Raw genomic sequence first — 2,986 nt, 5'->3', positions numbered from 1 at the left:
GGCGGTACAGGGTTCGAACCTGTGACCCCTACCATGTCAAGGTAGTGCTCTACCGCTGAGCTAACCGCCCGTTTGGGGTCTGAACGTCCGCGAATGCGTCGGTGCAGGCCGCGTATATTACGGATGCCGGCCCGGAAGCGCAACACTTTTGTGAAGACGTGCGGCACTGTCGCGTTCAGCCCAGGCTGGCCTCCTTCAGCTGTCGGATCTGGTCGCGGACGCGGGCCGCGTCCTCGAATTCCAGGTCCTTGGCGTGCTGGTACATCTGCTGTTCCAGAGCCTTGAGACGCGCCGCCAGCTGCGCCGGCCCGAGCGCGCGGTAGTCGGCCACATCCTCGGCCACTCCAGGCCTGCCCTTGCCTTTTCCTTTGCGCGATTCCTTCTCGGCCGCTTCGGATCGGGCACCTTCCAGTACGTCGGTGATCGGACGCGCCACCGAGCGCGGAATGATCCCGTGCTCTTCGTTGTACTCGACCTGCTTGGCGCGTCGGCGGTCGGTCTCGTCGATCGCGGCCTGCATCGAACGGGTCACCTTGTCGGCATACAGGATGGCCTTGCCGCGCACATTGCGGGCCGCACGGCCGATGGTCTGGATCAGCGAACCGGTGGAGCGCAGGAATCCCTCCTTGTCCGCGTCCAGGATCGCCACCAGCGACACCTCGGGCATGTCCAAGCCCTCGCGCAGCAGGTTGATGCCGACCAGCACGTCGAACTTGCCCAGGCGCAGGTCACGGATGATCTCCACGCGCTCGACGGTGTCCACGTCCGAATGCAGGTAGCGCACGCGGATGCCATGCTCGGTGAGGTACTCGGTCAGGTTCTCGGCCATGCGCTTGGTCAGCGTGGTGACCAGCACGCGGTCGCCGGCCTTGATGCGCTCGTTGGCCTCGCTCATCAGATCGTCGACCTGGGTGGCGACCGGGCGGATCTCCACCATCGGGTCGATCAGGCCGGTCGGCCGCACCACCAGCTCGGTCACTTCGTCGCCCGACTCGCGCATTTCATACGGGCCTGGCGTGGCCGACACATAGATGCTGCGCGGCGAGCGCGCCTCCCACTCTTCGAAACGCAGCGGACGGTTGTCCAGCGCCGAGGGCAGGCGGAAGCCGAATTCGACCAGGGTTTCCTTGCGCGACCGGTCGCCCTTGAACATCGCGCCGATCTGCGGAATGGTCACGTGCGATTCGTCGATCACCAGCAGCGCGTCGGCCGGCAGGTAATCGAACAGGGTCGGCGGTGGCTCGCCCGGGCCCTTGCCGGTGAGATGCCGCGAGTAGTTCTCGATGCCGTTGCAGTAGCCGACCTCGGCCATCATCTCCAGGTCGAACTGGGTGCGCTGGGCAAGGCGCTGCGCCTCGACCAGCTTGTTCTGTGCGTAGAGCTGCTCAAGCCGCTCCTTCAGTTCCACCTTGATGGTCTCGATCGCCGCGAGCACGCGTTCGCGGGTCGTCGCATAGTGGGTCTTCGGGTAGACGGTGAAGCGCATCAGGTTGCGCAGGGTTTCGCCGGTGAGCGGATCGAACATCGTGATCTTCTCGACCTCGCCATCGAACAGCTCGATGCGCAGCGCCTCGCTGTCCGACTCCGCCGGGAACACATCGATCACTTCGCCGCGCACGCGGAAGGTGCCGCGCTGCAGTTCGTATTCGTTGCGGGTGTACTGCAGCTGCGTCAGATGATTGATCAGGTCGCGCTGGTCGATGCGCTCGCCCTTGGACAGGATCAGGCGCAGCGACAGGTAATCCTCAGGCGCGCCCAGGCCGTAGATCGCCGACACGGTGGCCACCACGATCGCATCGGGCCGCGACAGCAGCGTCTTGGTCGCCGCCAGCCGCATCTGCTCGATGTGCTCGTTGATCGAACTGTCCTTCTCGATGAAGGTGTCCGACGACGGCACATAGGCCTCCGGCTGGTAGTAGTCGTAGTAGCTGACGAAATACTCCACCGCGTTGTGCGGGAAGAACGCCTTGAATTCACCGTACAGCTGTGCGGCCAGCGTCTTGTTCGGCGCCATGATCAGCGTCGGCTTCTGGATCTGCTGGATGACATTGGCGATGGTGTACGTCTTGCCCGAGCCGGTCACACCCAGCAGCGTCTGCTTGGCGATGCCGGACTCGAAATTGCTGGTCAGCTTCGCGATGGCGTTCGGCTGGTCGCCCGCCGGTGAATACGGCGAGACGAGTTCAAAACTGTCGCTCATGATGTTGCCAGATCCCGGGAACGGCCAGTATACGGGGCATCCGGTGACGGCCGGCTGAGGGGAAGCCGGACACCCCGACGCGCCAACCTCCAATGGAGACCGGCCGGCGGGGCCGGCAGGCTGGGGGCATGCTCCAGACCCTCTGCAAACACCCCGCGCGCAAGGCCCGGGGGCTCCACCTGGCTGAAATGCTGGTGGTCCTGATGATCCTGTGCGTACTGCTGGCTGTGGCCTGGCGCCCCTGGCAGCGCGCGATGCGCCAGCTGCAGGCCGAATCCCTGCGTGCCCAGCTGGTCGGCAGTCTGTCGCTGGCACGCAGCACCGCCATCACCGAGGGACGCCCGGTCACCGTGTGCGGCTCCGGCGACGGCAGCCGCTGCGACAACCGCTGGAGCCAGGGCTGGCGCGTTCAGGTTGAGCCGCGGGTGGCCAGCGGGGGAATGACCACCCTGCTGCACACCCTGGAGAACCGCCATCGCCATGTGGAACTGCGGGCGAGCGACCATCGCGCCCACATCCGATTCCGCGCTGACGGGCGCAACGCCGGCACCAACCAGTCCATCGTGCTGTGCGTGCAGGGCCTGGAACACAGCCGCGTGATCATCAACATCCCCGGACGGATCCGGAGCCTGCGCCCACGCGTGCCTACGCCCTGCTGATCCCGCGCGGCATGCCCCAACGAAAAAAGCCGCGATTGCTCGCGGCTTTCTCGAAACTGGCGCCCGAAGTTGGACTCGAACCAACGACCCCCTGATTAACAGTCAAGTGCTCTAACCGGCTGAGCTA

2 protein-coding genes are annotated in these 2,986 nt (G+C 65.2%); one reads left to right on the top strand and one right to left on the bottom strand.

Annotated features, from left to right (window positions below; all coding sequences use genetic code 11):
* Positions 1-175: 175 nt before the first annotated feature.
* The gene (gene uvrB, locus QMZ25_RS18055; RefSeq protein WP_053520440.1) at positions 176-2,200 is read right to left on the bottom strand and encodes an excinuclease ABC subunit UvrB; all 2,025 of its coding nucleotides are present in this window, start codon (positions 2,198-2,200) and stop codon (positions 176-178) included.
* Between the two features lie 128 nt (positions 2,201-2,328).
* On the opposite strand from uvrB, the gene QMZ25_RS18050 reads away from it, so the two are divergent.
* The gene (locus QMZ25_RS18050; RefSeq protein ID WP_283220065.1) at positions 2,329-2,859 is read left to right on the top strand and encodes a GspH/FimT family pseudopilin; all 531 of its coding nucleotides are present in this window, start codon (positions 2,329-2,331) and stop codon (positions 2,857-2,859) included.
* Positions 2,860-2,986 lie beyond the last annotated feature (127 nt).

The organism is Stenotrophomonas sp. RS-48 (assembly GCF_030053245.1).
Taxonomy (GTDB): domain Bacteria; phylum Pseudomonadota; class Gammaproteobacteria; order Xanthomonadales; family Xanthomonadaceae; genus Stenotrophomonas; species Stenotrophomonas maltophilia_P.
Note: the sequence above shows the minus strand (reverse complement) of the source record. Positions and strands in the feature narration are given on the sequence as shown.